Here is a 26,748-nt window from a genome sequence, read left to right on the forward strand (position 1 = left end):
TCCTACCACACGGTGCGTATGCCGAACGCAGTAAAAGCCGGGTCGCAAGTCATGAGGGGCACGGATTCCAGTTCGCTTTGTGCCGCCAGCATCCTGTCGAAAGGGTCGCGATGTTCGACCGCGTAACCGCCCGCTTTCAGGCCGTGAAAATGAGTTACCGACATATGCTCAAAACCGTCGGCCGCGACTAATTCATCGAAACGGCGCACAGCATCGACTGCTTCATTCAATTTTCCGAGTCGGTGTTTCGTCGCGATTTCCCATGCGCTTGCGGCGCTGACGAGTATCGCGTTGGCTTCGTCGCTAATCGTGTCGCGTGCAATCCGTGACAGGCGCGGGTCATCGGTGAACCACCACAGCAACGCGTGCGTATCGAGCAGAACTCTCATCGACCCTCCCATGCGTCGAGTTCCGCGTCCGGCAGCGGCTCGAAGAAGGCGTCGCCGATGCGCCCGGCGAGGCGCCCCGGGCACCGCTTCGTTGCCGCCGGTGCGAGAGGCATCAAGCGCGCATACGGTTTTCCGGCCTTGGCCAGAATGATCTCCTGTCCCGCATGGGCTCGTTCAAGCAAACGGGAAAAATGCGTCTTGGCTTCATGGACGTTCACGACAACGCTCATTCTGTCCTCCTGAATGACTTAGTGCATGGACTAAGTCTAGCATGGTCGTCGCGAAATGACGGCTCGCGACACGGGCTGCTGCAGCGGAGCAAGGCGATGTCGATTACGTACCCGCGGTGTTCCAGTGGCCAGGCTTATTGCGGCGTTGCCTGCGAAGGACGTTGCCCGTTGCCACTAAAAATGCGGCCTTGAGCATGGCGGCGTGGGCGGCCGGTGTCGGCACGGTGCGGAGCGTTTGAACCATTGGCCGCGGGACGTTGGTGAGCCGCAATAAATTGAGTCTGCCCCCATTTCGACCACGATGGTGGCACGACCCGGACACTGACAGCGACGACGAACGCATCCGCGTGCTGCGCATGCTCGACGACACCCGCTGGAACCGATCCGAAGCCGTGCGGCGGCTGGGCATGACGCTCCGGCAATTGCGTTACCGGCTGGAGAAGTGGGGATTGGAGTGAGGCGCTCCGGGGCCGGTTTTGCGGGCTTCTGTTAAGACTCGGCCGCAACAAAAAAGAGACCGCCGCAGCGGTCTCTTTCGGGAAGGGGGAAGAGCCAGAGAATCGTGGTCTGAAAATCATCTAACCGGCCTCCCGCCGCCGTAGTACGGCGGGGTTAAAGTGAGTTTGCGAACTGCTTTAGCCAACGGGAGACCGGAGATGAAATATAGCGGAATTGACCTTCACTCGAACAACAGTGTGGTGACCGTGACCGACGACGAAGATCGTGTGGTGTCAGAAAAGCGACTGCCCAACGATCTACCGAAAATTCTTGGATTTCTGTCGCCGTGGCAAGACGATCTGGCGGGAGTTGTCGTTGAATCGACCTTCAACTGGTACTGGCTGGTCGATGGTCTGCAAGCGGCGGGCTTCAGGGTGCATTTGGCCAACACCACGGCGATCAAGAAGTACGAAGGGCTCAAGCACAGCGGAGACGAAGCCGATGCGCGTTACCTTGCCCACCTGCTGCGACTGGGGATACTGCCGACGGGAACCATCCTGCCGCCGGACCAACGCGCCGTGCGCGACCTAAGCAGGAAACGCATGCAACTGGTGCGTAGTCGCACCGCCCACATTCTGGCCGTCGAGAACATTACCGCCCGCCAGCATGGTGCCCGGATCAGCAGCAACCAGGTCAAGCATCTGACGGCCGAGAGCGTCGATCAGATGCCGCTGTCGGACGATGTGGCGCTGGCGATCAAGGCCAACGTGGCGGTCATCACGACGCTTTCCACGCAGATCGACCTCCTTGAAAAGCGTCTGCAGGAAAAGGTGGTGGCGCGACCGGAGTATGGACTGCTCACCAGCGTACCGGGCATCGGTCAAGTGCTGGCGACCACGATCCTGCTGGAAACGGGGCCGATCGAGCGCTTTGCCGCCGCCGGCAATTTCGCTTCCTACGCGCGTTGCGTCGATAGCGTGCTCACCAGCAACGGCAAAAAGAAGGGGGAAGGCAACACCAAGAACGGCAACAAGTACTTGGCCTGGGCCTTCGTCGAGGCGGCTAACTTTGCGCTGCGCTACTGTGCCGAGGCGAAGCGATTCTACGAGCGAAAGAAGGCAAGACGAACAACGCGGTGGCGATCAAGGCGCTGGCGCACAAGTTGGCGCGGGCGTGCTTTCACATTCTGAAGGAGCGCAAACCGTTTGACGTGACGCGCTGCTTCACATGAGTTTCGACGGCACCGGCGAGCCAGAAATGGGGACTGGGGTTGAACCGACTGGTCTGAATTGGACACCGGGTGCCGTCACCCATTTGCAGCGAAAGCGGATCGCCCGCAACGCGAGCCAGCCAGGGATTGGCACCGATGTCGGTAGCCACGGGTCTGTGAGGAATCCAGTGGACGCGTTGCGGCACCAACGTTCTTCTGGGGCGGCGAAGCAGCCAGGGCGACAGCCAGATTCATCGCCGCTCGCTTGATCCTGATGGGCAGGGCCAACGCACTTAATTGTCATCGAGCGCCTCGCATATCCTAATTGCATGCGCGGAACATGAAAGCCGTTCACACTCAAGCACTTGCACAGGCATCTTGTGGACCGCGCGTAAAAGGCGTCTACTCTAATGGAATGGTCGCCCCTGCCTAACCGGCATCGATGTGCCAAAGTGGGAATGGAATGTTTCCACGAACGGAAGAGGCGACCGAAATGAAGATTCCGACGATTGGGATTGACCTGGCAAAGAACGTGTTTCAGGTGCACGGCGTGGATGAGCGAGGCAAGGTACTGTTGAGGAAGCAATTGCGGCGGGATCAGATGGCGGCGTTCTTTGCGAACCTCTCGCCGTGCGTAATCGGCATGGAAGCCTGCGGCAGTGCTCATTACTGGGCGAGGAAGCTTTCTGCGCTGGGACACACGGTCAAGCTGATGGCGCCGCAGTTCGTCAAACCGTATGTCAAGTCGAACAAGAACGACGGGGCGGATGCTGAAGCGATCTGCGAAGCGGTGGGGCGGCCAAACATGCACTTCGTGCCGGTGAAGACCGGTGATCAGCAAGCGGTGCTGGCACTGCATCGAGCACGACAAGGAATGGTTCAAGCACGTACCGCGCAGGCCAACCAGATTCGTGGTCTGCTGTCCGAATTCGGTATCGTCATACCGCAGGGCATCGGCAATATTGCCAAGCGCTTGCCGGACATTCTGGAGGACGGAGAAAACAGTTTGCCCGGTATGTTCCGCCAGCTGATCCAGCGGCTTGGCGATCACCTGAAAGAACTGGAGCGGCAGGTCGGTGAGTTGGAAGTGCAAATCCAGCTCTGGCATCGCGAAAGCGAAGCCAGCCGAAAGTTGGCCGAGATTCCCGGCATTGGCCCGATCACGGCCAGCGCCCTGGTAGCCTCGGTCGGCAATGCGAAGAGCTTTGAGAATGGACGACAGATGGCGGCCTGGCTCGGGCTGGTGCCACGACAGCACTCCAGCGGCGGCAAGCCGACGTTGCTGGGCATCAGCAAGCGGGGCGACATTTACTTGCGCACCTTGCTCATCCACGGCGCCCGATCGGTGATTCGAGTAGTGGAACACAAGGTCAATCAGGCGGACGAGTGGCTCAAGCGTCTCTTGGGCCGGAGGAACAAGAACGTTGCGGCGGTGGCACTGGCCAACAAAAACGCACGCATCGTCTGGGCGCTGTTGGCGCATGATCGCCGCTACGCGGCGGGCTACGGGCCGGCAGCTTGAACACGGGATATCCACAGGCACTCGCCCGCCAGCGTAGGAGGCGCGCTGGCGAGCGCCTGTGGATATCCACGAAGCATCGTTGCATAACAGCAATAGTTTCGTGACGGAGGTACTCCAAGGGTTGCTCAGGCAATCATGAAGTGATGGCAAGACAGGTAAGACCGTGGGCGGCATAACCCGGAAAAGACGTTGGAATTTCGATTCCGTTACTCTAATAGGGCGTCGTCCAGCGCATTCCATCAGGGACATGGGTAACGCCCAATCAAAGTCCGGATGTATGGCTGCAATCCTCACCTTCTCGCCTCATCGACTGAACGCTTGGCGCCGATGCCCTTGATGAGTTGCCTCGCCCAGATCGAGGACCCGCGCCGGGCGGGCTACGCGTGTCGCCATGACCTGGAGGAAATCCGGGCGATCGCAGTCTGTGCAGTGTTGTGCGACGTGAACAGCTTCGAAGACATGGCGTTCTGGGCCGAACACAAGGTGGCCTGGCTCAAGCGTTTTCTGAAGCTCGAGGGCGGCATCCCGTCCCATGACACCTTCAATCGGGTGTTCCGCATTCTCGATCCGCGCACCTTCGAAGACGCCTTCCGGCGCTGGGTGGGCGGGATCGTGCCGGCGGTGGGCAGCGGCACGCTCGCCGTTGATGGCAAGACCGTGCGCGGCTCGGGCGACGGCAAGAACGGCCCCATCCATGTGGTGAGCGCGTTTGCCACGGAATGCGGCCTCGTACTGGGGCAGCAGAAGATCGATGGCAAGAGCAACGAGATCAGCGCCATTCCCGAGTTGCTCGACGCGCTGCTGATCAAAGGCTACCTGGTGAGCCTCGACGCGATGGGCTGCCAGAGCGAGATCGCCGCCAAGATCCTGGAGAAGAAGGCCGACTACCTGCTGGCCGTCAAAGGCAATCAGCCCGGCCTGCAGAGCGTGCTGCACGAGCGCTTCGGTGTCGCCCAGCGGCACGCGCTGGAACTGGCAGGACAATCTGCCCGGTGCTCCGAGCAATCCCACGGCCGCTTTGTCTGGCAGGGCTTCTGGGTCGCATCCAACGCGGACGAGGTGGACACCGCACGCTGGCCGGGCTGCCGGATGCTGGGCATGGTTGAATCGCTGCGCAAGGTAGGCGACAAGGAGTCGGAGCCGGAACGCCGCTACTACATCAGTTCCCGCATACTTTCGGCGCAAGCCTTCGCATCTGCCGTGCGGGCGCACTGGGGTATCGAGAACAGCGTGCATTGGATGCTCGACGTGAATTTCCGCGAGGACGCCGCCACCGTACGCAAGGACAATGCGGCCGACAACCTCTCCCGCCTCAAGCGCATCGTCCTCAACCTCCTGAAGGTCGAGACCGCGACGGCCTCCTTCGGCAAGATCAGCCTCGCCAAGAAACGCAAACTCGCCTCTTGGGACGACGACTACAGGATGGCGATGCTCGGGATTACGCCGATTCACGACATATAAGTGCGATGACCCTGTCCTGATGGGTGTCTGGCGCGATTCGTCGCAGCCATGATTTGAAGAAACGGGCGCGATCGGCAACTGTGAGTGGCGTAGGGAAAGATTGAAAACTGGCGGCCGGCGCCGCCATGGAATCGTTTGCTCGCTTGACGCCGGCCGGCTAATGGGTGTCCCTATTTCATGTCCCTATTTCACTTCAAAATCGAGTCTGAGCCCATTTTTTCACTTGGAAAAGAAAAAGACCGCCGCAGCGGTCTTTTCGGGAGAAAGGGGAAGGCCGGGAAATCGTGGTCTGTCCCCCATTTTTCCCTATTTTTCCCTGTTTCCTTTTAAGTGGGTGTCCCTTTGTTTCTCAGTTTACCTCTTTACCTCTTTGTTTATTCCTCTGGTTTCTTGTCTCTATTGCGCGACGACGATGCGATTCTGTTTGTCTCCACGCGGTCGGATTTCTATGTTGGCCGCCCCTTGTTCGAGTTTTACCGGGTCGACGACAATGCTGAAATTAGGTGATGTACTGTTGTTGGCATTGATTATCCGTTCGATGACGACAGCTTCTCGCGATTTACCGTCCTCCGTTGTATTGCCTTGGGTTCCGGTGCGCGTTTGGCTCAAGACTTCGTTGGCGCGCTCCGGATTCCCGTTGTTGATCGACCAGACTGCCTTCCAGAAAGCCGTTCTGGTGTCGCCACGGTACGCTTCGACCTTGTCCATGGCTTCGAAAGCGGCATCGAGTCGCCCCAAGTCCGAGCTGGTTTCCCCAATGATGAACCATACATAGGCCCCAAGAAACTCAGCTTTGTTGATCTGCGGGTTCTGGATGAGTTGTGAAGCGACGTCGTTGATTGCTTCGATGGTTAGCCCGCTGCACTCGCCCGACTGGGCAAGCCCTTGGAGATACGTCAGGGTGTCAAGGGATAGGCGTTCGATGATGGCTGAACGGGCTGACTGGCGAACTGCCATTAACTGCTCGGTGACGTCTTCCCCTGCCATGCAGCGCATCTTGAGTGCCTGCAGTCTGAGAGCGAGGTAGGATGGGTTCCGTCGAAAACCCTCGGTCAATTCCCGCTCCGCTTGCACGAACTGTCCTTGTCTGCTCCAGGTGGCCGCGGCCATCAGGCGCGCTCGGACGGAATCCGGAAAATGACTGGTCCATACGATAGCGCCGAGGGTCGGATCGCCCCAAGGGGCCGCAATTCCGCTCGTGATAAATGCGGAAGCCGCTAAGGTTCCAATCCCGGCCGCCGCCTTGGCGCCGGGTTTAAGCGAAGGCAGGCCGCTGACGAGCAACATGTAGGCAAGCGCGATTACAGCGGCTGACGCCAAATAGTTGCGATGCTCGAAATAGAGCTCCAGCGGAAATATGGACGATTCGAGTGCGTGGCACGCAAAGAAACTCAGGACGCAGAGCGCCGCGACCGGATACTTGCGACGCACCCGTATTGCGAGCGCAAAGGCCAATCCAACTGCAACTAACGAAAAAAGGGCAACGGGTTCCGAGAATATGTTGCTGACCACTGAAAACTGGTCGTTGAAGATACCGATCTTCTGTGCCGAGGGGGCGAGTGTGTTCTTGACATAAGTCCCTACTACGAGCGGTTGCGTGAGTATCCGTTCCCACCACGTGAAGGGCTGCCATGCGAACGAATCGACGTATTTCGACCATGGAATCAGATGTGTGGCAAGCAGGACAAAGTAGGGTGCCAGCATTGTGACCCTCCATGCGCGGATGAAGGGTGTTGCAGCGTTAGCGCCGAAGATCGTGAACTCGAATGCAAGCACTATCAGCGGGAGGGTGGCGGCATTCTCCTTTGCGAGAGAGCCGATGATCGCGCCTACCGCCAAGCCTCCAAGCATGAGCCCGATGCCGGCGCGCTTTTCCTCGTAATAGCGATGCCGACCCGCGACATAAGCGATGAGGCCGACCAGCATGAAGAATGTGCTGAGAAGCGTCATCCTCTGCACGACGTAAAGTGTCGTCGCCGTGTGTGCGGGATTCACCAGCCAGAGTGCGGAGATCCAGAATGCGGCTGAGCGAGAGATTGGGCTCGCAATCGCGACAATTCGCGAAACGAGCAGGTAGATCAGCAAGCCATTGCAAAGGTGCAAGGCGAGATTCGTGATGCGAAAGGGGCCGGCATCGTCCGGCCAGTTGAGCGCGTCGAGCAGAAAACTGGCCATCGATATGGGCCGCCCGGATGGGCCTGAGTGATTGCCTGACACGAATACCCAAGCCGATTCGAGTGAAGGCGATGCGAGAAACGCATCGAGTTTGTTCAGGTTCGAAAAGTCATCAAGTTGGAAATCGCCGGCGAGTCCGGGGAAATATGCCAGAACCGTCAGAAGACACGCAGCGGCTAGCGCTGCGAGCGTTAGGATAGAGCGACGAGTGACTGCGGCTTTGTTTATCATTGCAAGCGAAGTGTTGCGGTTTCCAGTCCGTATCTCTTGCCATAGCAACAGGCGCACGATGACGGTTTGGATAGTGGCAGAGTCAAGGCATAGCTTCGGGGGCACTACACTGACCGAAAATAGTAGTAAAAACTTGTACTCATAAAGAAAAGAGACCGCCGCAGCGGTCTCCTTCGTTCAAAAGCTGTGGGGAAAACCGGAGAATCGTGGTTTATCCCAAACTTCCCTTAGCGGCATACTGACGGACGATACTTCGCATTGAGCGTCCCGGCCGTGCAGGCCCAGGAAATCGAACCGCCAGTCGGAATCGTCGAGGCTGTCGCCGTTCCTGCCAAAGCACTCGCACCCGAAGTTGGCACCATTTCAATCGTTTTCCCGCCATCGATTGCCGTCGTCGTCGTGATGGTAATCTTGCCAGTCGTTTGGTCGATTGCCACCGACGCGATGTTCGGAGTCGCCGAGGGTGCCGACCAGCCAGCATCAAAGTTCTTGCCGTTTGCAGCGTTTTCCGCGACTGAAACTTTGGCCGACGAGGCGAGAGTCAAACCCTCGCTCACCTTCGCCCGCACCGTGTAATCCTGATACGCCGGCAGCGCCACCGCCGCCAGAATGCCGATAATCGCCACGACGATCATCAGTTCGATCAGGGTAAAGCCTTGCTGAACCTTTTTCATGATGCATCTCCTTGAGGGAAACCACGGAAAACCCGCTTGGTATCCCTAAGGCAACTGCTGTGCCAGCTTCCGGGAAATGCGCGCGCGCCGAATCTGAAAATAAATAAACACGCGTAAAAACAAATATATAGCGCAATTTGCGAGTCTGCCGGGCAGGAGCCCTCCGTCAGCCGCATCCGTGAAAATTGTCACAATCTGCGTCAAGCCACGACAAGGGCGGGTGCTACGAGTGTCAGATGTTGACAATGTCACGCGGCACGGCGCGGTGTGACGGGTCTCCGGCGAGTCGTGGCGCAGGATGCAGAATCAGCAGGAGCGGTTTTCAAGGATTAACCGTATGCGACTGAGTCCCGAGCAAGTGACACCCATGAGGGGCCGATGCCTTGCGGGCAGGGGCCGAGGCATATTGCCGTTGCGCGCCGTCTTGGGCTTAGCTAGACTTGGCTAGGTGCGAGTTTAACGGGAGATTCGATGCAAACCGTCAATATGCTGCAAGCCAAGTCCACGCTATCCCGCTTGGTGGAGGCCATCGAACAAGGGCAAGAACGCGAAATCGTTATCGCCCGGAATGGACGCCCCGCGGCCCGACTGGTGCCGATCGATGCGGCTCCGGCAGGCAAACGCATCGGCGTGGCAAAAGGCATGTTCGAGGTGCCGGACAGTATCGACGCCCACAACGATGAGGTGGCTCGATTGTTCATGGGCGGGGTGCAGTCTTGAACCTGCTGCTCGATACGCACGTCGCCCTGTGGGCGATCACGGACAGTCCGAAACTACCGCAGAAGGCGCGTGATGTGATCGCGTCGCCCAAAACGACGGTATGGGTCAGTGCCGCAAGCGTATGGGAAATTGCGATCAAACATGCGCTGGGTCGAGGCGATATGCCTGTGTCGAGCCAGGACGCGGTGCGCTATTTCCAGGAGTCCGGGTATCGCATCCTTCCCATCGAGGCAGAACACGCGGTCGCTGTTGAGGACTTGTCCGCGCATCACCAAGACCCCTTTGACCGGATGTTGGTGGCACAGGCGCTTGTGGAGCCGATGCGGTTGATGACTCACGATCCGCTGGTGGCGCTCTACAACGACACGGCCATCAAGATTTGACGGATGGGATAATGGGCATAGGTGATACTTTGCGCTGTTTCTCGTCGATGAACTGGAGGTTTGTCCCATGCGCCTGAGCGCACAGCAGGCGGAAGCCATCCATCACCTCGCTCGCGAACTCGGTGGGCCGCTGGCGCGCGTCCGCTTGTTCGGGTCGCGGCTCGACGACTCGGCGCGCGGGGGCGATCTCGATCTGCTGCTGGAGCTGCCGGATCCCGTCGATAACCCGGCGCTCCTGAGTGCGCGCGTGGCGGCGCGTGTTTCGCGTCTGATGCAGGGGCGGCGGGTGGACGTGGTGCTTGCGGCCCCCAACCTGAAGCACCTTGCGATCCACGACATCGCGATCAAGGAGGGGGTGTTGCTATGATGCTGGAGCCTGGCTTTGCCAGCCGCATGCAGTTTCTCGTGCGCGTGGTGCGCAAGGAAGCGGGGCATCTCGCTGCGACGGACCGACGGCTGTTCGCGGGCGGCTTTACTCAGGAAGATGCGGTTCGGCTCGAATCGGAGCCGGACCTTGCCGAACGTGTCGACGCCTTTGTCGGCCGCTTCAGCCGGCTGCAGGACACCGTGGGCGACAAGCTCTTGCCCGTCTTCCTGATTGCGCTGGGCGAGACGGCGGGGGCGGCCATCGACAACCTGGATCGCGCCGAGCGACTGGGGTTGCTCGATTCGGTGGACGATTGGATGGTGATGCGCAAGCTCAGAAACCAGATGGTTCATGAGTACGTCGAAGACCCGACGATCCTGTGTTCTGCGCTGCTGGCGGGGCACGCGTTCGTTCCGGCGCTCATCGGCGTGGCCGACAGATTCGTCGCGGAGGCTGGTCGGCGCGGGTGGGCATGAACGCTGCGGGGAAAAGGGAAAAAGGGGGCCAGGCTCGATTTCTACCCCGCTGGATCAGCATTCATTGTGTATCGCAATTGAGAACGATAAAAGGTATGTAAACGGGGCTGCGCTGGATTTCTCGTGTCTCGGCGGCAATCAGACTGACTTGGGTTCCAGCCAGTTCTTGACGCGAAGCCCTTCCACGCGGGAAAACTCGCGGACATTATCGGTGACCAAAGTGGCGTCCAGAGCCAGTGCTTGCGCCGCTATTCACAGATCGTTGCCGCCGACGGGTGTGCCTTTTTTATTCGAGGTCAGCGCGGATGATGCCTCGCTCACCCGGGCAAAAGCGAAGTCTGTTCGACTGCGGGCTGGGCGATGGCCTGTTCGAGCCCGCGCTTGAGACGCCATTCCTTGACCAGTGCATAGATCGCCGGGATCACGCCGAGCGTCAGCACGGTCGAGGACAGCATGCCGCCGACCATCGGGGCGGCGATGCGGCTCATGACTTCGGAGCCGGTGCCGCTGCCCCACATGATCGGCAGCAGGCCGGCGATGATGGCGACGACGGTCATCATCTTGGGGCGCACGCGCTCGACGGCGCCTTCCATGATCGCGTGGTAGAGGTCGGTGGCGTCGGGTTGGCGGCCTTCGGCGGTGCGCTTCGCCTTGGCGGCTTCCCACGCGTGGTCGAGGTAGATCAGCATGACGACGCCGGTTTCGGCGGCGACGCCGGCCAGCGCGATGAAGCCGACGGCGACGGCGACGCTCATGTTGTAGTCGAGCCACCACATCAGCCAGATGCCGCCGACCAGCGCGAACGGCACCGACAGCATGACGATGAGGGTTTCGGTGAGGCGGCGAAAGTTGAGGTACAGCAGCAGGAAGATGATCGCGAGCGTCAGCGGTACGACGACGGCGAGCTTTTCCTTGGCGCGTTCCATGTATTCGAACTGGCCGCTCCAGGTGGCGTAGTAGCCAGGCGGGAAGCTGACCTTTTCGGCGACGGCGCGGCGCGCGTCGGCGACGTAGGAGCCGATGTCGCGGTCGCGGATGTCGACGAACACGTAGGCGGCGAGGAGCGCGTTCTCGGTGCGGATGGCGGGCGCGCCCTTGGTGAGCGCGACTTTCGCCAGCTGGCCGAGGGGCAGGTTGCCGCCGCCCGGTAGCGGCACGAAGACTTCCGCTGCGATGCGGCGCGGGTCGTCGCGCAGGTCGCGCGGATAGCGCACCGCGACGTTGTAGCGTTCCAGACCCTCGACGGTGGTGGTGACCGGCTCGCCGCCGAGGGCGGTGGCGACGACCATCAGGAAGTCGTCGACGGTGATGCCGTAGCGGGCGAGCTGGGCGCGGTCGGGGACGATGTCGAGGTAGAAGCCACCGGTGACGCGTTCGGCGTAGGCGCTGGTGGTGCCGGGCACGTCGCGCACCGTGGCTTCGATCTCGCGCGCGACGCGCTCGATGACGGCGAGGTCCTTGCCGAAGACCTTGACGCCGATCGGCGTGCGGATGCCGGTCGACAGCATGTCGATGCGCGCCTTGATCGGCATCGTCCAGGAGTTGGCGAGGCCGGGGAATTTCAGCGCGGCGTCCATCTCGGCGATGAGCTTGTCGGTGGTCATGCCGGGCCGCCAGTCGGACTCGGGCTTGAGGTTGATGATGGTCTCGAACATTTCCAGCGGCGCCGGGTCGGTGGCGGTGGTGGCGCGGCCGGCCTTGCCGTAGACGGATTCGACTTCGGGGAAGGTCTTGATGATGCGGTCGGTGGTAGCGAGCAGTTCGGCGGCCTTGGTGACCGACATGCCCGGCAGCGAGGCCGGCATGTAGAACAGCGTGCCTTCGTTGAGTGTCGGCATGAATTCGGCGCCGATGCGGTTCGCCGGGTAGATCGTGATCGCCATCGAGGCGAGCGCGGCGGCGATGGTGAGCCAGCGGTGGCGCATCACCGCGGCGATGATCGGGCGGTAGGTCCAGATCAGGAAGCGGTTCACCGGGTTTTTCGCTTCCGGCATGATGCGGCCGCGGATGAACAGCATCATCAGCACCGGCACCAGCGTCACCGACAGCAGCGCGGCGCCCGCCATCGCGAAGGTCTTGGTGAAGGCGAGCGGCGAGAACATGCGGCCTTCCTGGCCTTCGAGCGTGAACACGGGCAGGAAGGAGACCGTGATGATCAAGAGCGAGAAGAACAGTGCCGGGCCGACTTCCTTGCACGCGCGGATCATCGCTTCGGCGCGTTCGGATGGCGAGGTGCCCTCGGGCTTGAGTTGATGCAGCTGTTCGAGCCGCTTGTGGGCGTTCTCGATCATCACGATCGCGGCGTCGACCATCGCGCCGATGGCGATCGCGATGCCGCCGAGGCTCATGATGTTGGAGCCGAGGTCCAGCGAGCGCATCGCGATGAAGGCGATGAGGATGCCGATCGGCAGGGTGATGATGGCGACGAGGGCGCTCCTGACGTGCATCAGGAAGATGATGCAGACGGCGGCGACGATCAGGCTTTCCTCGATCAGCGTCCATTTCAGGTTCGCGATGGCGCGTTCGATCAGGGTGGAGCGGTCGTAGACCGGCACGATGGAGGTGCCTTCGGGGAGCCCCGCGGAGATTTCGGCGATCTTGGTCTTGACGTTGGCGATCACCTCGAGCGCGTTCTGGCCGAAGCGCGCCATGACGATGCCGGAGGCGACTTCGCCTTCGCCGTTGAGCTCGGCGATGCCGCGCCGCTCGGCCGGCACCATCTCGACGCGCGCGACGTCGCGCACCAGCACCGGCGTGCCGCCTTCGCTTTTCAGCACCAGCTCGGCGATGTCCTGCGCGTTCCGCAGGTAGCCGCGCCCGCGCACCATATATTCGGTTTCGGCCAGTTCGACGACGCGGCCGCCGACGTCGCGGTTCGATGCGCGGATCACCTGCGCGACGCGCTCGAGCGGGATGCCGTAGGTGGCCAGGCGGTGCGGGTCGACGGTGACCTGGTATTCCCTGACGAAGCCGCCGAGGCTGGCGACTTCGGCGACGCCCTGCGCCTTGGTGAGCTGGTAGCGCACGTACCAGTCCTGCAGGCTGCGCAGTTCGGCGAGCGAGCGGTCCTTGCCGGTGAGCGCATATTGATAGACCCAGCCGACGCCGGTGGCGTCCGGGCCGATCTGCGGCGCGACGCCGGCGGGCATGCGCCCGGCGGCCGAGGACAGGTATTCGAGCACGCGCGAGCGCGCCCAGTAGATGTCGGTGCCGTCCTCGAAGATCACGTACACGTAGGACGCGCCGAACATCGAAAAGCCGCGCACGACCTTGGCCTTGGGCACCGCGAGCAGCGCGGTCGTCAGCGGGTAGGTGACCTGGTCCTCGACGACTTGCGGCGCCTGGCCGGGGTAGTCGGCATAGACGATCACCTGCACATCGGAGAGATCCGGCAGCGCATCCACCGGCGTGTTCTTCAGCGCATAGAGGCCCGCGGCGCTGACAAACAGCGTCGCCAGCAGCACCAGGAACACGTTGCGTGCCGACCAGTCGATGAGGCGGTTGAGCATGTCAGGCCTCCCGCTGGGCCGCCCCGAGGGAGGCCTGCGCCCCCTCGGGGGGGTGAGGCAGGGGTTTCACGGCGTACTGCGCCGTGCCTGCCGAACGGGCCGGCTGTGCAAAGCCGGCCCTTCGCGAACTCGCAGAGCGTGGGGGTTGTTTCATCTCAGTGGCCTTTGTGGTCGGCCGCTGCGGCGGGCGCGATGCGTGTCACCGCGAATTCGCCGGGTGCGCGCTGCTCGAACTCGAAGCGGATGGCGCTGCCCGGGGCGACCCCCTTGGCGACGTCGGGGGATGCCAGCGCGAAGTCCATCGTCATCGCCGGCCACTGCAGTGCGGGAATCTCGCCGTGGGTGATGCTGACGCTGCCGGCGGCGGTATCGATGGCGTCGAGCGTGCCTTCGCCCGAGTACGCTGTGGTGTCGGTGGCGCCATCCTTGCCGGCGGTGAAGCTCGCGAGCGCGGCGCGCAGGTTGCTTTCGGCGTCGATGAGGAAGTTCGCCGACACGACCACGCGATCGCCGGCGGCGACGCCTTCGAGGATCTCGATGTGCTCGGTGCCGCGCCGGCCGACGGTGACGGGCTTCGGCACGAAGCGGCCTTCGCCCTGCGCGAGCAGCACGACCTGGCGTTCGCCGCTGTCGATCAGCGCCGAGGCGGGCACCGTCAGCGCCGGCGCGGTCGTGCCGGTGGCGACTTCGGCATGCGCGAACAGGCCGGGGCGCAGCAGGTTCCCGGGATTGGCGAGTTCGAGGCGCATCTGCGTGGTGCGCGTCGCGGCGTCGAGCGTCGGGTACAGGTAGGCGACCTTGGCGGCGAAGCTGCGTCCGGGGAAGGCGTCGAGCGTCACCGTCGCGACCTGGCCGGCCTTTACGCGTGGGAGATCGCGTTCATAGACGTCGGCGAGCACCCACACCGAGGACAGGTCGGCGATGCGGTACAGCGCCTCGCCGGGCATGAAGCGCATGCCTGCGACGGCCTTCTTTTCCAGCACGATGCCGTTGGCCGGAGACGTGAAGGTGAGCCGGCCGTTGCCGGGAGAGGTCGAGGTAGGCCGGTCGTTGCCGGCCTTGGCGCCCTCGGGCAGCTTCATCTGCCAGTTCGACACGCGTGCGCGGGTCGCGTCGGCGAGGCGCTGCGCGGCGGCGGCCGCGGCGGGATCGGTCGCGGCTTCGCGCTGCAGGCGTTCGGCGATCTGCAGTTCGGCGCCGGCCGACACGAGTTCCGGGCTATACACGGAGAACAATGGCTGGCCGCGGCGCACCGGGTCGCCGCTGGCGCTGACGTGCAGTCGTTCGATCCAGCCTTCGAAGCGCGGTGCGACGTCGACGATGCTGCGTTCGTTGATCGCGACGCGGCCGACGACGCGCACCGGTTCGTCGAGCGTGCGCAGTTCGGCCTCGGCGGTGCGCACGCCCAGGGTCTGCAGGCGCGAGGGGCTGACCGTGACGGCGCCGCTGTCGCCGCGCCCGGCATCCTCGCCTTCGTATACGGGGATGTAGTCCATGCCCATCGAGTCCTTTTTCGGCACCGGCGAGGTGTCGGGCAGGCCCATCGGGTTGCGGTAGTAGAGGAGCTTCTTGTCGCCGGTGGCATCGGCTGCGGGTGGCGTGGCGGTCGATCCGGCCGGGTTTGCGGCGGCCGGGGGCGCGTTGTGGGTGCCAGCCCAGTAGCCGGCGCCGAGCGCGAGAGCGACCGCGACGGCGGCGATAGTGAGTTGCGCGGCGGGTTTCACAATGCGTCTCCGACCAGTTTTTCGAGTTCGAACAGGGCCATGCGGGATTCGACTTCGGCCTGCAGCAGCGCCATGCGGGTGTCGACGAGCTGGCGCTCGGCTTCGAGCACGGCGTCGAAGTCGGCGCGCCCGGTCTCGAAGGCGGCGCGCGTCGCATCGCGGGTCGCCCGGGCCTGCGGCAGCAGCGTGCTGCGGATCAGGCGTTGCGTTTCCTGCCCGCTGGTGAAATTGGCGTAGGCGGCGCCGATCTCGCCGGCGAGGCGCGAGCCTGTCGCGTCGCGGCGCGCGTCGGCGGCGGCGAGCATGTGTTCGGCTTCGCGTTCGCGGGCGCGGCGCGCGGATTGCTGCAGCGGGATCATCACTTCGAACATCAGATCCCAGGACTGGCTCTCGCCACGCGGGCGGTTGTTCGTGAGACCCATCGAAAAGTCGGGGTAGCGGTCGGCCCAGGTGCGTTCGCGTTCGAGGCGCGCGGCTTCGATGCCGCGCTCGTCGGCAGTCAGTGCGGGATTCCGGGCGCGGGCACGGGCGACCAGGGCGGGTAGTTCGAGCGCCGCGGGCAGCGCGGCCGGGTCGGCCGGCGTGGCGAGCGGGGCGTCGGGCGCGCGTGCGAGCAGGCCGTTGAGCGCGGCGGCGGCGCCCCGGCGGCGCTGTTCGATGCCGACCTGTGCGAGGCGCTGGCTGGTGAGCTCGCGCTGCGCGCGCAGCACCGCCTGTTGCGGCGCCAGGCCCTGGCGGTAGCGCGCGAGCATGGCTTCTTCGAGGCCACCGAGCAGCGCGAGCGATTCGCGCGCGAGGGCGGCTTCGCGGTCGGCGGTGTAGTAGCGCAGCCAGGCGTTCTTGATTTCGGTGGCAAGATCCAGCCACGCGGCATCGAGCCCGGCCGCGGCCTGATCGGCCTTGGCGCCGGCGGCGCGGCTTTGCAGCTCGCGTTTGCCCCAGCCGGGCAGCGGCTGGATGATGCGGTAGCGGGTCTCGCCGACCTGGCCCGGGAGCAGCGTGGTGCCGCCACCGCGCATGGTGTTGGTGAAGTCCATCAGCTCGACCTGGAAGTTCGGGTCGGGCAGCGCCCCGGCCGATTCGATGCGCTCGCGCGCCGCCGCGGTTTCCGCGCGTTGGGCGGCGAACGCCGGGTTGGTCGTGCGCGCATGGTCGAGCAGGGCGCTGACGCTCGCGCCAAGCGGTGAGGCGGGCATCGCGGCGGGATAGGAAGGGGCGACGGGGAAAGTCTGTACGCTTTCCTGCGCACGAGCCGCAGTGCCCGAAAACACCGTGGCGGCGATCAGCACTTGTGCGATCAAGCGTGTTCCGCATGCGCCTGCGATTGACGGGGTCATTCGACGGAACTCCGGTAGAGCGTGACTTAGGTAGGTGCGAAGGCGCTTCTTCTTGTTACCCGCAAGGGGTGGCCCCCGGCGGGGGGCGGGCCGGACCCATGGCAGTCGTTTCCATCACTGGGCCATTTCCAGTTGCTTGACGCTGAACACGCCGTCGACGCGTTCGGCGACGAAGCGGATTTTGTCGCCCGCCTTGACCTTGTCGAGCATCGCCGCGTCGCCTACGCGGAAAGCCATCGTCATCGCCGGCATGCCCAGGTTTTCGAGCGGGCCATGAGCGATGGTGATCTTGCCGGCGGCCTTGTCGACCTTGCGCACGGTGCCGTCGGACATTTTCATTGCGCTGGCGGGCGCGACGTTTGCCGCGGCGACATGCTGTCCGTGGTGCCCGCTCTGCGCCAGCGCCGGGGTGGACGTCAGCGCGAACAGGCCGAGGGTCGCGACGAGGAGGGAGGTTTTCATGGTGCGTGCTCCGTGTAGGGCCGGGGATTGCCTGCAGTATGAAAAATGGCGCCGGACAGAAACCTGACCCGAGGGTTACATCTTTGTAATCTTGAACGGCGCCTGCCGAGGCCGGGCACAATGCGTTCCATAGCGAGTTGGTGGCAAGGAGCCCGCGGTGAAGATCCTGATCGTCGAAGACGAACCCAAGACCGGCGATTATCTGCGCCAGGGCCTGGTCGAGGCCGGCTTTGTCGTCGATCTCGCGCGCGATGGCATGGATGGCCTGCATCTGGCGCTGACCGGTGATTATGACCTGATGGTACTCGACGTGATGCTGCCGGCGCTCGACGGCTGGAGTGTGCTGCAGACGGTGCGGCGCGCCGGGCAGGAACTGCCGGTGCTGTTCCTGACGGCGCGTGACCAGGTCGAGGACCGCGTGCGCGGGCTGGAACTCGGCGCCGACGACTACCTCGTGAAGCCCTTCGCGTTCTCCGAACTGCTCGCACGCGTGCGCACGCTGCTGCGCCGGGGCAAGTCGAAGGAACCCGACGTGCTGCGCGCGGCGGACCTCGAACTGGACCTGTTACGCCGCCGCGTGATGCGCGCGGGCCAGCGCATCGACCTGACGGCCAAGGAATTCGGCCTGCTCGAACTCTTGCTGCGTCGCCAGGGCGAAGTGCTGCCGCGATCGCTGATCGCCTCGCAGGTGTGGGACATGAATTTCGACAGCGACACCAATGTGATCGAAGTGGCGGTGCGCCGGCTGCGCGCGAAAGTCGATGACCCCTTCGAGCCCAAGCTGATCCGCACCGTGCGCGGCATGGGCTACGTGCTCGAGGCGCCGTGATGCCGAGGCTGTCGCTCACGCTGCGCCTGACGCTGCTGTTCGGTGCGCTCTTCGCCGCGGTGTTGCTGGGCCTGGGGGCCTACATCTCGGCGACGGTGGAGCGCCACTTCGAGGAGGGCGATCTGGTCGAATTGCACGGCAAGCTCGAGCTCGCCCGTTCGGTGCTCGCGCAGGTGCGCGACGAGGCCGATTTCGCGAACGTCGCGCAGCAGCTCGACAGCGCGCTGGTGGGGCACCACAGCCTGTCCATTGCGGTGGTGCGCGACGGCGGCGCCGGCGAGATCCTGTTCGCGTCCTCGGGGGCCGGATTTCCGGAGCGCGTGGTCCGCGAGGCGACTGTTGCCGACGCGACGGCCTATCCGGCGGCGCGGGTGTGGGAGCAGGACGGACACAGCTACCGCGGCGTCGTCGCGAGCGCCCGGACGGGGATTGCAGACGCGCCGGCGGCGCGCGTCGTGGTGTCGATGGATATCGAGCATCACCGCGTCTTCATGCGCGATTTCGAGCGGTCGCTATGGCTCGCGGTGGCGCTGGCGATTGTCGCGACGGGCCTGCTCGGCGCGGTCGCGGCGCGCGGCGGTCTGGCGCCGCTGCGCAATATGGCCGAGGTCGCGCGCGGTGTCTCGACCAAGCACCTGCACGCGCGCATCGGGATGGCGGATCTGCCGGTCGAGCTCGAGGCGCTGGCGGGCGAACTGAACGCGATGATGGCGCGGCTGGAGGACGGTTTCCGCCGGCTGTCGGAGTTCTCGTCGGACATCGCGCACGAGTTGCGCACGCCGATCAGCAACCTGATGACGCAGACGCAGGTCGCGCTGAGCCGGGCGCGCGATCCCGACGCCTGCCGCGAGATCCTGCTGTCGAACCTGGAGGAATACGAGCGGCTCGCGCGCATGATCGCCGACATGCTGTTCCTCGCGCAGGCGGACAACGGGCTGCTGCCGCGTCCCGCGGAGACGCTGGCGCTCGCCGACGAGGCGCGGGCGCTGGCGGATTTTTACGAGGCGCTGGCGGAGGAAAGGGGGCTGCGGCTGGAATTTGCGGGTGATGCGACGGTGCGCGGCGACCGCCTGATGTTGCGACGCGCGCTGTCGAATCTGTTGTCCAACGCACTGCGCCATACCGCGGCGGGAGGCACCGTGAGGATCGCGATCGACACGGTCGGCGACGGCGGCACGGGCGTGGCGCGGCTTGCGGTGAGCAATCCCGGCGAGGCTATCCCGCCCGAGCACCTGGCGCGCATCTTCGACCGTTTCCACCGCGTCGATGCGGCGCGCGCGCGGCAGAGCGACGGCGCGGGGCTGGGCCTCGCGATCACGCGCTCGATTGTCGAGGCGCATGGCGGCCGCGTCGAGGTCGAATCCGCGCACGGCCTCACTACCTTCACGCTCCATCTGCCGCTTGCGAGCGCCGGCGCCACCGGACTTGCCGCGAATACCCGGCGCGCGGAACCTCCGCCGCCCGGCACCGACCAATTATCGTCAACCGTCTGAAATCGAGGAATTGTCATGAAGTCTCATACCCCGTCGCGTCGCCCGCTTGCCCTCATCGCGACACTCGCGCTCGCCGCGGCCTTCGCCGCGCCGGCCTTCTCCGCCGGCGACGAAGTGGTGATGTACAAGGATCCCAATTGCGGCTGCTGCGGCAAATGGGCCGAGCACATGCGCGCCGCCGGCTTCAAGGTCAAGGAAGTCAAGAGCACCGAGATGAGCACGGTGAAGCGCGAGGCGGGCGTGCCGCAGGCGCTGGGGTCGTGCCATACCGCGAAGGTCGGTGGCTATGTCGTCGAGGGCCACGTGCCAGCGGCCGACGTGAAGCGCCTGCTCGCCGAGAAGCCGAAAGTCGCAGGCATTTCCGCGCCGGGCATGCCGCAGGGTTCGCCCGGGATGGAGGGGCCGTATCCGGCCGACCGCTACGAGGTGGTGAGCTTCTCCGGCGACGGCAAGACGCGGGTATTTGCGTCGCACTGAGTGCCGAGTGAGATGGGGCGGAGCGCCCCGCGGGAGCGGATCATGTACAAGAGCTTCGTGGCCGCGCTCAGCGCGGTGCTTCTGTTGTCCTCCAGTGCGACGGTTGTCGCGCAGCAACCGGACACGGTCACCGGCGACCGCGCGGGGGACATGACGGCGGATCTGGTGCTCGTGCGGCCACTGGGGATCGTCGGCACGGTGATCGGGGCGGCGGTGTTCGTCGTGTCGCTACCTTTTACGCTGCCGACCGGCTCGGCAGGGGACGCCGCACACGAACTGGTCGGCAAGCCCTTCGAATACACCTTCAACCGGCCGCTCGGCGACTTCCAGCACTGCGGGGCGGATCGCCATCCCTGCGGCAGCCGGCCGTAAGCGTGATGCGGTTCGGTTTTGTCGCCGGTATTGTCGCGACGGTGCTGCTGGCGCTGGCGGGCTGTTCCGCGCCGGCCGACGGCGGCATCGATCCCGCCAATCGCGGGCAGGTTGTGCGCGGCGAGGCGCTTTACCGCCAGCATTGCGCCGCGTGTCACGGCGCGCAGCGCGAAGGCCAGCCGGAGTGGCGCAGGCGACTGGCCAACGGACGCCTGCCGGCGCCGCCGCACGATGCGTCGGGCCACACCTGGCACCATCCGAACGAATTGCTGATCAACATCATCCGCGACGGCATGGTGCCGCCGTGGGCGCCCGACGGCTACGCGAGCGACATGCCGGCGTTTGCCGGAAAGCTCAGCGAGGAGGACATTCGCGCCGTGCTCGCGTTCATCCAGAGCAGCTGGCCGGCCGAGGTGTGGAGCGCGCGCGAGCAGATGGCGCAGCAGCGGCGCTGAGCCGAAAAGTCAGGATGCCGGCATGGCCTTGGCGCTGGTATCCTTGAGCGCTTTTCCCGCTCCGGCCGGATAGTCCCCAATGAACGAATCCTTCAAGCGCGGCGCCCGCGAGGGCTTCAGGCTGATGCTGCCGATGTCGGTGGGCCTCATCCCGTGGGCCATCGTCACCGGCGTGGCGATGCGCTCGAGCGGCTTGTCGGCGCTCGAGTCGATGGGCATGAACCTGATCGTGTTCGCCGGCACCGCCCAGCTCGGCACCCTGCCGCTGATCGCGTCCGGCGCACCGCTGTGGCTGATCGTGCTGACCGCGCTGGTGCTCAACCTGCGCTTCGTGATCTTCAGCGCGGCGATTGCGCCCGCTTTCCATGGCCAGTCGTGGTCGCGGCGCATCGCGTCGAGCTATCTGCTGGTCGATGGCGTGTTCATCCTGTGTTCCGAAAAGCTCTTCAATTCCGATGACCCGCAATGGCGCTGGGGCTTCTACCTCGCACCGGCGCTGTGGTGCTGGTTCGTGTGGCAGCTCGGCGGGCTGGCCGGGGTGCTCGGGGCCGGCGTGATTCCGAAGGACTGGTCGCTGGAATTCATGACGACGATCGCGCTGACGGTGATGCTGGTGCCGATGGCGCAGCTGCGCACGATGATGGTCGCGGCGCTGGTCGGCGGGCTCGGGGCGGTGGCGCTGCGCGGCCTGCCGCTCAAGCTGGGCGTCATCGCCGGCATCGCGCTGGGCATCGCCGCGGGCTTCGCGGCCGACTGGCACGACAGGCGGGGGCAGGCATGATCGAAGGCGTGTGGCTGTGGATCACCTTCGGCCTGATCGCGGCGGCGACGATCTTGCCGCGCGGCAGCTTCATCCTGCTCGGCGAGGGCACGCGCCTGCCGCCGGCGCTGCAGCGCGCGCTGCGCTATGCACCGGCCGCGGCCTTGTCGGCGCTGATCGTGCCGGATCTGCTGCTCGATGCGGGCGCGTTCGATCCGCTGAATCCGAAGCTCGTCGCGGGCCTCGTGGTGATCGTTGCCGCCGCGCGCTCGCGTAATCCGTGGCTACCCTTCATCGCCGGCATGGGGGTGTTGCTGCTGCTGCGCAAGGGGCTGGGCTGGTAGCCGGCCGGCCCGCAGGGCTTCAGGTCAGGATGAAATTTGCGTCCGGCACGGGCGCCGGCGGCGGCGTTTCGCCGAGCATTTCGCGCAGGCTCGCGTCGATGCCGGCGACCAGCGTGTCGAGCGCGAGATCGTTGGCCAAGGTGCCGAACGGATCCTCGATCTCGTCGCTGAGCTCTTCCAGCGCGAAGAAGGTGTAGGACACGAAGGCCACCACCAGCGGCGTCATCAGGCCGATCGAGTCGACCAGGCCGAAGGGCAGCAGCATGCAGTAGAGATAGGCGCTGCGGTGCAGGATCACCGAATAGGTGAAGGGCAGCGGCGTGTTGGCGATACGTTCGCAGCCGCCGAGCGCGCCGGACAGTTCGTTGAGCGATTGTTCCATCTGCTGCGCGGCGATCGGTTCGAGTTGGCCCGCCGTGCGGCGCTCGCGCAGCCATTCGCCGAGCCACAGCAGTACCAGTGCGGGGGCGAAGCGCGCATCGCGCAGGCGACTGAGCAAGTCGGCAGGCAGCAGACCCTCGAGTGCGGTGTCGCGCGGCCTGCCACGCAACTGGTTGCGCATCGTGGTCGCGAAGCCGATCAGTCCGAGGACGAAAGGCCGGGGTTCGACGCCGCGCCCTGTCATCGTCAAGGCCTGCCGCGCCAGGTTGCGCGATTCGACCAGCACTGCGCCCCACAGCTTGCGCGCTTCCCAGTAGCGGTCATAACTGACGTTGATGCGGAACCCGAGGAAGATCGCCAGCGCGACGCCCATCAGCGAGAAGGGCGCGGAGTTCAGCGTGACTTTCCAGTGGAACAGCTGCCCGTGGAACAGCACGACCGCGGACGAGAGCGCGATGATGAACAACTGTTGGGAGAGAATGCGGGGAACCAGCGACCCGCGGCGAACGAACAGCAGACGGACCCAATGCGGGCGGGGACGGACGATCACGGCTCGGGAGCAGGCATGTCGCGGCGCGACGAAGCGAGAATTTTCGCAGGTTTTGTGAAGCCGCAATGGAAAATTTTGTGCACTGCACACTGGAAGTGCGACGAGTGCGTCGGGCGTCCGCTATGCCGGCCGGCGTGCCGCGGCAATACCGTCGTCCGTGGCGGCGGGGGGGCGATCCGGCCGCGGTGTCGTGGAACGGTGTGGAGCGCGCCCACCGCGGTGGTGAGTCGCGGCTCCTTCGGTGACGATCGCCGGTGTGCGATCAGCAGGTCTTGCAGGTTTCGACCGGCAGACCGCGCTTGACCCAGCCCGGACCGGCGGCGCTGCCGCTCATGCCTTCGCTGACGTTATACACACGGGTGAAGCCCTGCGCGGCGAGGAGGCGCTGCACCTGGCTGCTGCGGTTGCCACTGCGGCAGATGACGGCGATCGGCGCATCGCGCTTGCCGCCGACGCGGGCGAGCACGTCCTTGGTGAAACCTTCGGCGCCGCCCGGGTGATACATGTTGATCGGCGTCGCGCCGGGCGCGATGCCGGTTTCGCGCCATTCTTCGGGCGTGCGTACGTCGATCAGCGTCATTTCACCGGTGCTGGCGCGGGCGCGTGCCTCGGCGGGGCTGATTTCGGGTGTCGCGCCCTGCTGGGACTGGGCGGTGGAAAAGGGTAGCAGCACAGCGGCCGCGGCGAGGAGCAGCGCGCGACGGCTCAGAAGACGAACAGGGATCGACATGGCGAACTCCGGTAAACGGGTGAGGCAGGTGGTCAACGGTTTTAAGACCGGCCGTTGGCTTCCGAGTTCGTCATATTAGCATATGCTTACTCTGGTGCCTGCCGCTGCCACTGCCTGTCACCGAGCGGTCCGTTAGCCCGCTAGCCAGGCGAGTCCGCCGGCCAGGGCCAGCCCGCCGCTCGCGAGCCCCGCGAGTCGCCGCGGCGAGCCGTGCAGCCGCCCCCACAGCCAGAAGCCGGACAAACCGAGGAAGGCCAGCCCCAGCGCGGCGGCGTCCGACAGCAGCACCCATGCCGGGCCGGTACCGATCGCCATGTGCAGGCGCGCGAGATACAGCCACACATTCGGCTTGGTGCGCTTCGCCTCGGCTTGATGACTGCCGCGCCAGTACTCGACCTGCACCGACTCGGACGGCGTGTCGGCGCGCAAGGTCCAGCGCTCGGGCTGACGGACTTCGCCGCCGTCCCAACTCACGACGCGGGCCGGCTCGACGCGCGGCGTGAGGGCGGCCGCATCGACGCCGAGCGCTGGCGCGAGTGCCGCGGCGAGCGCGCGCGGGTCGGCCGGCGTCGCCTCCACCGGCAGCAGTTGCGTGATTTCCTTGCGGTCGAGCGCGGGGATCTTCATCTGCGCGCGGTGGTTCAGCAGGAAGCCGGTGCACGCGAACAGCAGCAGCATCGCCGCGAGGCCGAGGCCGAACCAGGCGTGGATGCGGCGTAGCCATTTCTGCGAGTTGCCGCGGCTGGCGGCAGGGCCGGGGTGACGGTGGATCATTGTTTGCTCAGAAGTGGAAGGTCGCGGTCGCCTGCAGGGTGCGCTGCGCGCCCGGCTGGTTCAGGCCATTGACGCTGCCGTGCGCGCTTGCCCAGTACTCGCGGTCGAACGCGTTCTTGAGGTTGAACGCGAGGTCGTAGGCTTGGCTGCGGTACAGCAACGCGGCGTCGAACACCGCGAAACCGGGCAGGCGCACGAGGTTGTCGGGCGAGGCGTATTGCGAAGACTGCGCGTGCACGCCGCCGCCGAGGCTCCAGCCGCGGCCGAGTTCGCGCGTCACCCACAGCGAGCCGCTGTGGCGCGGCGTCAGCGCGGCATCCTTGCCTTCGAAGGGCACGGTCACGCGCTGTGTGCCGAAATTCGTGCCGCCGGTGGCAGTGGATTTGACCGTTTCGCTATCGAGATACGCATAGCCGGCGTGAATCTGCCAGCCGGCGGCGGGACGGCCGGAGAGCGACAGTTCGAGGCCGTTGGTGCGCTGCTTGCCGGCGTTGAGGGTCTGGCGCGTGACCGGCTCGGTGATCTTCATGTCGCTGCGCACCAGCTGGAAGACTGCGGCGCCGGCGGACAGCGCGCCGCCGAGGAAGTCCCACTTGGCGCCGATCTCGCGGTTGGTCGTGATCTCGGGATCGCTGTCGACGTTGGACGCGCTCAACTGGAACTGCTCGCCCGAAGGCTGGAAGGAGCGCGACACCGAGACGTAGTAGGACTGCATCGCATCGGGCTGCCACACGAGCCCCGCGCGCGGGCTCCATTCGCGGTCGGTGCGCGCGAAGTCCGGTTTGCCGGGCTCGGTGGTCTTCTGGCGGTATTCGTCGTGGCGGATGCCGACGAGCGCTTTCCACCGCTCGCCCAGCGCGATCTGGTCCTGCAGATAGAACGCGCTGCTGTCCTGCCGCGTGACATTGTCGATGGTGCGCGAGTTCGGCGCCGTCGTGGCATAGGGCGGGATCGCGCCGCCGGGGTTGAACAGCGGCACGCGGTCGATGCCGATCCAGTTGTCGATGTCGAGGCTCTTGTCCTGGCTGCCGAGTTCGATGCCGTACAGCAGAGTGTGGGTCATGCCGCCCAGCTTGAGCCGCTGCGTGAGTTCCAGCTGATTGAACCAGCCGTGTTCGTCGCGGACGACATGGCCGTGGGTGCGCTGCATGAACAGTTCGCCATTTGCCAGCGTGTAGGCACTGCCGGAGCGGTACAGGGTGTTGTCGCGATCGAGTTTGAAGTCGTAATAGCGCAGCACGTTGCGCAGCGACCAATCGGTGTCGATGCGGTGCGACAGCGTGGCGGTCGCGGTATTCATCGTCGCCGTGGTCGTGTCGTCGCGCTCCGCGTCGCCCGAGCCGTAATAGGTGTCGTGATCGACGTCGAGCGGGCGGCCGTAGTCGTCGGGAATGCCGAAGTCGGTCGGGCGCCGGTCGCGGTTGTGCGCGAGCTGCAGCAGCAGGCGGGTGTCCTCGCCGAGCTTGAGGTCGAGCGAGGGCGCGATCGCCTCGCGCTTGATGAAGGACTCGTCGCGGAAACCGGTCGAGTCCTCGAAGGCGCCGGTCAGGCGGAAGGCGTGGCCGTTCTCGCCGAGCGCGCCGGCGGTGTCGAAGCTGATGCGTTTCTCGCCTTGGGAGTCGAGCTGCAGCGTGACTTCGCGGATCGCCTGCGGCGTCGGCAGCTTGCTGACGCGGTTGATGATGCCGCCCGACGAGCCGCGCCCGTACAGCACCGCGGCCGGGCCCTTGAGGACCTCGATGCGCTCGGTGTTCGACAGGTCGCGAAAATACAGCGCGTCGTCGCGCACGCCGTCGAGGAAATTGTCGCCGATCGCGGTGAAGCCGCGGATCGCGAACTGGTCGCGCTGGCCGTCACCCATGTTGAGCGTCACGCCCGGCACGTTCTTCAGCGCATCGGCGAGCGAGCGCGCGCCCTGGTCGGCGATCAGCTCGGGTCCGACGACGTTCACGGTCTGCGGGATGTCGCGCAGCGGTGCGGCCCCCTTGGTTGCCGAGGACGACACCAGCGGGTTGTACGACGGGGCGGCACCCGCCTGTTCGGCGGTGACGGTCACGGCGGGCAAGGTGGCCTGGGCCGCGGCCAGCGCGGGCAGCGCAGCCATAAGCGCCACGCTGAGGGTGGTAAGACGCATCGGAGCTCCGGTCGGGAAGGTTGCTGGCTGGCGATCCGGCCGGAGAAGGCGGAGTGGCTGGCTGAGTGTGTGCGGATTGTATCGCGATGTAGAAATGCGAATCAATCGCAATTGTGGCATGCCGAGCAGCGGCCCATCCTC

General features: G+C 64.8%; 26 protein-coding genes and 1 pseudogene. 15 read left to right on the forward strand and 12 right to left on the reverse strand.

Annotated features, from left to right (window positions below; all coding sequences use genetic code 11):
• Positions 1-2 precede the first annotated feature (2 nt).
• Entirely contained in the window at positions 3-389 is a 387-nt protein-coding gene (locus tag GPA25_RS03340) for a type II toxin-antitoxin system VapC family toxin (RefSeq protein ID WP_169258944.1), read from the reverse strand.
• Entirely contained in the window at positions 386-619 is a 234-nt protein-coding gene (locus GPA25_RS03345) for a type II toxin-antitoxin system Phd/YefM family antitoxin (protein ID WP_169258945.1), read from the reverse strand. The genes GPA25_RS03340 and GPA25_RS03345 overlap by 4 nt, the downstream gene beginning before the upstream one ends.
• Positions 620-936: 317 nt before the next feature.
• On the opposite strand from GPA25_RS03345, the pseudogene GPA25_RS24180 reads away from it, so the two are divergent.
• The 4 genes and pseudogenes from GPA25_RS24180 to GPA25_RS03365 form a co-directional block, all read left to right on the forward strand.
• Positions 937-1,077, forward strand: a pseudogene (locus GPA25_RS24180) (helix-turn-helix domain-containing protein); the annotation flags it as partial.
• 198 nt (positions 1,078-1,275) lie between these two features.
• Positions 1,276-2,247 carry an IS110 family RNA-guided transposase gene (locus GPA25_RS03355; RefSeq protein WP_211162928.1) on the forward strand — a complete coding sequence of 324 codons (972 nt, stop codon included), beginning with the start codon at positions 1,276-1,278 and terminating at the stop codon, positions 2,245-2,247.
• A 513-nt stretch (positions 2,248-2,760) separates the two neighbouring features.
• Positions 2,761-3,789 carry an IS110 family RNA-guided transposase gene (locus tag GPA25_RS03360; RefSeq protein WP_169258946.1) on the forward strand — a complete coding sequence of 343 codons (1,029 nt, stop codon included), beginning with the start codon at positions 2,761-2,763 and terminating at the stop codon, positions 3,787-3,789.
• Between the two features lie 336 nt (positions 3,790-4,125).
• A complete protein-coding gene (locus GPA25_RS03365; protein ID WP_169258947.1) occupies positions 4,126-5,250 on the forward strand; it encodes an ISAs1 family transposase in 1,125 nt (374 codons plus the stop codon).
• A gap of 396 nt (positions 5,251-5,646) precedes the next feature.
• Here GPA25_RS03365 and GPA25_RS03370 read toward each other — a convergent pair whose 3' ends face one another.
• Both GPA25_RS03370 and GPA25_RS03375 read right to left on the reverse strand, forming a co-directional pair.
• A complete protein-coding gene (locus GPA25_RS03370; protein WP_169258948.1) occupies positions 5,647-7,425 on the reverse strand; it encodes a hypothetical protein in 1,779 nt (592 codons plus the stop codon).
• Positions 7,426-7,883: 458 nt separating this feature from the next.
• Positions 7,884-8,330, reverse strand: a complete 447-nt coding sequence (locus tag GPA25_RS03375; RefSeq protein WP_169258949.1) for a pilin — start codon at positions 8,328-8,330, stop codon at positions 7,884-7,886.
• Positions 8,331-8,801: 471 nt separating this feature from the next.
• Between GPA25_RS03375 and GPA25_RS03380 the strand changes: the two genes are divergently transcribed.
• The 4 genes from GPA25_RS03380 (at position 8,802) to GPA25_RS03395 (ending at position 10,276) form a co-directional block, all read left to right on the forward strand.
• Entirely contained in the window at positions 8,802-9,050 is a 249-nt protein-coding gene (locus GPA25_RS03380; RefSeq protein ID WP_169258950.1) for a type II toxin-antitoxin system Phd/YefM family antitoxin, read from the forward strand.
• Positions 9,047-9,433 carry a type II toxin-antitoxin system VapC family toxin gene (locus tag GPA25_RS03385; protein WP_169258951.1) on the forward strand — a complete coding sequence of 129 codons (387 nt, stop codon included), beginning with the start codon at positions 9,047-9,049 and terminating at the stop codon, positions 9,431-9,433. Before GPA25_RS03380 ends, GPA25_RS03385 begins: the two co-directional genes overlap by 4 nt.
• A gap of 67 nt (positions 9,434-9,500) precedes the next feature.
• Positions 9,501-9,800 (forward strand): nucleotidyltransferase domain-containing protein, encoded by a 300-nt coding sequence (locus GPA25_RS03390; protein ID WP_169258952.1) that lies wholly within the window; start codon positions 9,501-9,503, stop codon positions 9,798-9,800.
• Positions 9,797-10,276 (forward strand): hypothetical protein, encoded by a 480-nt coding sequence (locus GPA25_RS03395; RefSeq protein ID WP_169258953.1) that lies wholly within the window; start codon positions 9,797-9,799, stop codon positions 10,274-10,276. The genes GPA25_RS03390 and GPA25_RS03395 overlap by 4 nt, the downstream gene beginning before the upstream one ends.
• Before the next feature lie 317 nt (positions 10,277-10,593).
• Here the strand turns inward: GPA25_RS03395 and GPA25_RS03400 are convergent, their stop codons facing one another.
• The 4 genes from GPA25_RS03400 to GPA25_RS03415 all read right to left on the reverse strand — a co-directional run bounded on the left by GPA25_RS03400 (position 10,594) and on the right by GPA25_RS03415 (position 17,308).
• Positions 10,594-13,785, reverse strand: a complete 3,192-nt coding sequence (locus GPA25_RS03400) for an efflux RND transporter permease subunit (protein WP_169258954.1) — start codon at positions 13,783-13,785, stop codon at positions 10,594-10,596.
• Between the two features lie 155 nt (positions 13,786-13,940).
• Positions 13,941-15,509, reverse strand: a complete 1,569-nt coding sequence (locus tag GPA25_RS03405; protein ID WP_169258955.1) for an efflux RND transporter periplasmic adaptor subunit — start codon at positions 15,507-15,509, stop codon at positions 13,941-13,943.
• Complete coding sequence (locus GPA25_RS03410; RefSeq protein ID WP_169258956.1) at positions 15,506-16,846, reverse strand: TolC family protein; 1,341 nt, start codon at positions 16,844-16,846, stop codon at positions 15,506-15,508. Before GPA25_RS03410 ends, GPA25_RS03405 begins: the two co-directional genes overlap by 4 nt.
• 114 nt (positions 16,847-16,960) lie before the next feature.
• Positions 16,961-17,308: a copper-binding protein gene (locus GPA25_RS03415; RefSeq protein WP_169258957.1), complete on the reverse strand. Its 348-nt coding sequence runs from the start codon at positions 17,306-17,308 to the stop codon at positions 16,961-16,963.
• Positions 17,309-17,465: 157 nt separating this feature from the next.
• On the opposite strand from GPA25_RS03415, the gene GPA25_RS03420 reads away from it, so the two are divergent.
• The 7 genes from GPA25_RS03420 to GPA25_RS03450 all read left to right on the forward strand — a co-directional run bounded on the left by GPA25_RS03420 (position 17,466) and on the right by GPA25_RS03450 (position 22,038).
• A complete protein-coding gene (locus tag GPA25_RS03420) occupies positions 17,466-18,137 on the forward strand; it encodes a heavy metal response regulator transcription factor (RefSeq protein ID WP_169258958.1) in 672 nt (223 codons plus the stop codon).
• The gene (locus tag GPA25_RS03425) at positions 18,137-19,630 is read left to right on the forward strand and encodes a heavy metal sensor histidine kinase (protein WP_169258959.1); all 1,494 of its coding nucleotides are present in this window, start codon (positions 18,137-18,139) and stop codon (positions 19,628-19,630) included. Before GPA25_RS03420 ends, GPA25_RS03425 begins: the two co-directional genes overlap by 1 nt.
• A 15-nt stretch (positions 19,631-19,645) precedes the next feature.
• Positions 19,646-20,107 (forward strand): DUF411 domain-containing protein, encoded by a 462-nt coding sequence (locus tag GPA25_RS03430; protein WP_169258960.1) that lies wholly within the window; start codon positions 19,646-19,648, stop codon positions 20,105-20,107.
• A 42-nt stretch (positions 20,108-20,149) separates the two neighbouring features.
• Positions 20,150-20,479, forward strand: coding sequence for a hypothetical protein (locus GPA25_RS03435; RefSeq protein ID WP_169258961.1), 330 nt, complete (start codon positions 20,150-20,152; stop codon positions 20,477-20,479).
• A gap of 5 nt (positions 20,480-20,484) precedes the next feature.
• Entirely contained in the window at positions 20,485-20,934 is a 450-nt protein-coding gene (locus tag GPA25_RS03440; protein WP_169259086.1) for a c-type cytochrome, read from the forward strand.
• A 79-nt stretch (positions 20,935-21,013) separates the two neighbouring features.
• Entirely contained in the window at positions 21,014-21,715 is a 702-nt protein-coding gene (locus GPA25_RS03445) for an AzlC family ABC transporter permease (protein ID WP_169258962.1), read from the forward strand.
• On the forward strand, positions 21,712-22,038 hold the full coding sequence (locus tag GPA25_RS03450; RefSeq protein WP_169258963.1) for an AzlD domain-containing protein: 327 nt from the start codon (positions 21,712-21,714) through the stop codon (positions 22,036-22,038). Before GPA25_RS03445 ends, GPA25_RS03450 begins: the two co-directional genes overlap by 4 nt.
• A gap of 19 nt (positions 22,039-22,057) precedes the next feature.
• Here GPA25_RS03450 and GPA25_RS03455 read toward each other — a convergent pair whose 3' ends face one another.
• The 4 genes from GPA25_RS03455 to GPA25_RS03470 form a co-directional block, all read right to left on the reverse strand.
• The gene (locus GPA25_RS03455; RefSeq protein ID WP_169258964.1) at positions 22,058-22,969 is read right to left on the reverse strand and encodes a bestrophin family protein; all 912 of its coding nucleotides are present in this window, start codon (positions 22,967-22,969) and stop codon (positions 22,058-22,060) included.
• A 262-nt stretch (positions 22,970-23,231) separates the two neighbouring features.
• Entirely contained in the window at positions 23,232-23,699 is a 468-nt protein-coding gene (locus GPA25_RS03460) for a rhodanese-like domain-containing protein (protein WP_169258965.1), read from the reverse strand.
• 132 nt (positions 23,700-23,831) lie between these two features.
• Entirely contained in the window at positions 23,832-24,473 is a 642-nt protein-coding gene (locus GPA25_RS03465; RefSeq protein WP_169258966.1) for a PepSY-associated TM helix domain-containing protein, read from the reverse strand.
• Positions 24,474-24,480: 7 nt separating this feature from the next.
• Positions 24,481-26,607: a TonB-dependent receptor gene (locus GPA25_RS03470; protein ID WP_169258967.1), complete on the reverse strand. Its 2,127-nt coding sequence runs from the start codon at positions 26,605-26,607 to the stop codon at positions 24,481-24,483.
• Between the last annotated feature and the right edge of the window lie 141 nt (positions 26,608-26,748).

This window comes from Aromatoleum diolicum (assembly GCF_012910955.1).
GTDB lineage: Bacteria > Pseudomonadota > Gammaproteobacteria > Burkholderiales > Rhodocyclaceae > Aromatoleum > Aromatoleum diolicum.

Bases quoted from the DNA above. Each gene is read 5' to 3' on its own strand.
- GPA25_RS03360 (WP_169258946.1), top strand. From the start codon at position 2,761: ATGAAGATTCCGACGATTGGGATTGACCTGGCAAAGAACGTGTTTCAG.
- GPA25_RS03390 (WP_169258952.1), top strand. From the start codon at position 9,501: ATGCGCCTGAGCGCACAGCAGGCGGAAGCCATCCATCACCTCGCTCGC.
- GPA25_RS03465 (WP_169258966.1), bottom strand. From the start codon at position 24,473: ATGATCCACCGTCACCCCGGCCCTGCCGCCAGCCGCGGCAACTCGCAG.
- GPA25_RS03470 (WP_169258967.1), bottom strand. From the start codon at position 26,607: ATGCGTCTTACCACCCTCAGCGTGGCGCTTATGGCTGCGCTGCCCGCG.
- GPA25_RS03410 (WP_169258956.1), bottom strand. From the start codon at position 16,846: ATGACCCCGTCAATCGCAGGCGCATGCGGAACACGCTTGATCGCACAA.
- GPA25_RS03400 (WP_169258954.1), bottom strand. From the start codon at position 13,785: ATGCTCAACCGCCTCATCGACTGGTCGGCACGCAACGTGTTCCTGGTG.
- GPA25_RS03375 (WP_169258949.1), bottom strand. From the start codon at position 8,330: ATGAAAAAGGTTCAGCAAGGCTTTACCCTGATCGAACTGATGATCGTC.
- GPA25_RS03430 (WP_169258960.1), top strand. From the start codon at position 19,646: ATGAAGTCTCATACCCCGTCGCGTCGCCCGCTTGCCCTCATCGCGACA.
- GPA25_RS03345 (WP_169258945.1), bottom strand. From the start codon at position 619: ATGAGCGTTGTCGTGAACGTCCATGAAGCCAAGACGCATTTTTCCCGT.
- GPA25_RS03380 (WP_169258950.1), top strand. From the start codon at position 8,802: ATGCAAACCGTCAATATGCTGCAAGCCAAGTCCACGCTATCCCGCTTG.
- GPA25_RS03370 (WP_169258948.1), bottom strand. From the start codon at position 7,425: ATGGCCAGTTTTCTGCTCGACGCGCTCAACTGGCCGGACGATGCCGGC.
- GPA25_RS03450 (WP_169258963.1), top strand. From the start codon at position 21,712: ATGATCGAAGGCGTGTGGCTGTGGATCACCTTCGGCCTGATCGCGGCG.
- GPA25_RS03425 (WP_169258959.1), top strand. From the start codon at position 18,137: ATGCCGAGGCTGTCGCTCACGCTGCGCCTGACGCTGCTGTTCGGTGCG.
- GPA25_RS03415 (WP_169258957.1), bottom strand. From the start codon at position 17,308: ATGAAAACCTCCCTCCTCGTCGCGACCCTCGGCCTGTTCGCGCTGACG.
- GPA25_RS03395 (WP_169258953.1), top strand. From the start codon at position 9,797: ATGATGCTGGAGCCTGGCTTTGCCAGCCGCATGCAGTTTCTCGTGCGC.
- GPA25_RS03340 (WP_169258944.1), bottom strand. From the start codon at position 389: ATGAGAGTTCTGCTCGATACGCACGCGTTGCTGTGGTGGTTCACCGAT.
- GPA25_RS03460 (WP_169258965.1), bottom strand. From the start codon at position 23,699: ATGTCGATCCCTGTTCGTCTTCTGAGCCGTCGCGCGCTGCTCCTCGCC.
- GPA25_RS03365 (WP_169258947.1), top strand. From the start codon at position 4,126: ATGAGTTGCCTCGCCCAGATCGAGGACCCGCGCCGGGCGGGCTACGCG.
- GPA25_RS03355 (WP_211162928.1), top strand. From the start codon at position 1,276: ATGAAATATAGCGGAATTGACCTTCACTCGAACAACAGTGTGGTGACC.
- GPA25_RS03435 (WP_169258961.1), top strand. From the start codon at position 20,150: ATGTACAAGAGCTTCGTGGCCGCGCTCAGCGCGGTGCTTCTGTTGTCC.
- GPA25_RS03440 (WP_169259086.1), top strand. From the start codon at position 20,485: ATGCGGTTCGGTTTTGTCGCCGGTATTGTCGCGACGGTGCTGCTGGCG.
- GPA25_RS03445 (WP_169258962.1), top strand. From the start codon at position 21,014: ATGAACGAATCCTTCAAGCGCGGCGCCCGCGAGGGCTTCAGGCTGATG.